The 1,571-nt window shown below is 73.4% G+C and carries 2 protein-coding genes; both read left to right on the forward strand.

What is annotated here, in order from left to right:
- Positions 1 to 235, forward strand: a 235-nt coding sequence (locus D588_RS24825) for a 4-alpha-glucanotransferase (protein ID WP_043084985.1), incomplete at its 5' end; no start/stop codon positions are given.
- The coding region (treY, locus tag D588_RS0114135; protein ID WP_026143719.1) for a malto-oligosyltrehalose synthase at positions 232 to 1,571 on the forward strand (1,340 nt) is incomplete at its 3' end. The genes D588_RS24825 and treY, both read left to right, overlap by 4 nt.

Consider the following 1,571-nt stretch of genomic DNA (forward strand, 5'->3'; position numbering starts at 1 on the left):
CTTCGTCGCCGCCACGCCGTCGCCGCTGGCCCTGCTGCCGGCCGAGGACGCGCTGGGCCTGGACCAGCAACCCAACCTGCCCGGCACCGTCGACGGCCACCCGAACTGGCGCCGGCGCCTGCTCGCACCCGATGCCGCCGCGACCGCGGCCACCCTCGCCACGCGCCTGGACGCCTTCGCCCAGACCCGCCAATCCACCGCCACCGCCGCGCAAGGAGCCGACGCATGCGCATGATTCCCCTGCGGGCCACCGCCCGCCTGCAGCTGCATGCCGGTTTCACCCTGCTCGATGCCGCCGCACAGGTGCCGTATTACGCCGGGCTGGGGATCAGCCACCTGTATCTGTCGCCGATCGGCACCGCCGTCCCCGGCTCCACCCACGGCTACGACGTCACCGACCCGCGCCAGGTCAATCCCGAACTCGGCGGCGAGCCGGCGCTGCTGCACCTGTCCGAGCGCGCGCGCAGCCACAGCATGGGCCTGATCCTGGACATTGTGCCCAACCACATGGCCACCCACCCGAGCAATCCGTGGTGGTGGGACGTGCTCACCCATGGCCGGCGCAGCCGCCATGCCGGCTGGTTCGACATCGACTGGCGCGCGCCCGGGCGCGAGGGCAAGCTGTGGTTGCCGGTGCTGGACCGCCCCTATGCGCAGGCGCTGAGCGAAGGCGCGCTGCAGCTGCAGGTGGCCGAGGACGGCAGCGTGGTCCTGCTGCACCACGACCAGCGCTTCCCGATCCGCCTGGACGGCGCCATCGCCCAGGAACCGGCCAGCGCGCGCCCGGCCTGGGCGGCCCGGCTCAACGACGCCGCGCGGCTGGGCGACGACGCCCTGCACCGGCTGATCGAACGCCAGTGCTATCGCCTGGCCTGGTGGCGGGTCGGCAACGACATGCTCAACTACCGCCGCTTTTTCGACATCACTTCGCTGGCGGCGTTGCGGGTGGAGCAGAACGACGTGTTCGCCGCGGTCCACGAGCTGCCGCTGCGGCTGGTCGCCGAGGGCCATCTCGATGGCGTGCGGGTCGACCATGTCGACGGCCTGGCCGACCCCACCGGCTACGTGCAGCGGCTGCGCACGCAACTGGACCGCGCCGGCCGCCGCCGCGGCATCGCCCCGGGCGGCATCGCCCTGTATCTGGAAAAGATCCTGGCGCCGCACGAGCAGTTGCGCAGCGACTGGCCCTGCGACGGCACCACCGGCTACGACTTCATGGACCAGGTCGCCGCGGTGCTGCACGACCCGGCCGGCGCCGAACCGCTGACCGCGCTGTGGCGGCGCTGGAGCGGGCGCAGCGGCGACTTCGGCCAGGAGCAGCGCGCCGCGCGCGACGAGATCCTGCAGGGTTCGCTGCAGGCCGAGTTCGTGCGCACCGTGCAGGCGCTGGGCGCCGCCGCGCACCTGGATCCGCTGACCCGCGAGTTCAGCCCGCAGATGCTGGCGCGCGGGCTGATGGCCTTGCTGCGGCACTTCGAGGTGTACCGCACCTATGCCGGGCCCGATGGCCTGGACGACGACGACGCGGCGCGCCTGGCGCAGGCCGCGCAGCGTGCGCGCGCCGGCGCCGA

The organism is Xanthomonas sp. SHU 308 (assembly GCF_000364645.1).
Lineage (GTDB): Bacteria > Pseudomonadota > Gammaproteobacteria > Xanthomonadales > Xanthomonadaceae > Xanthomonas_A > Xanthomonas_A sontii.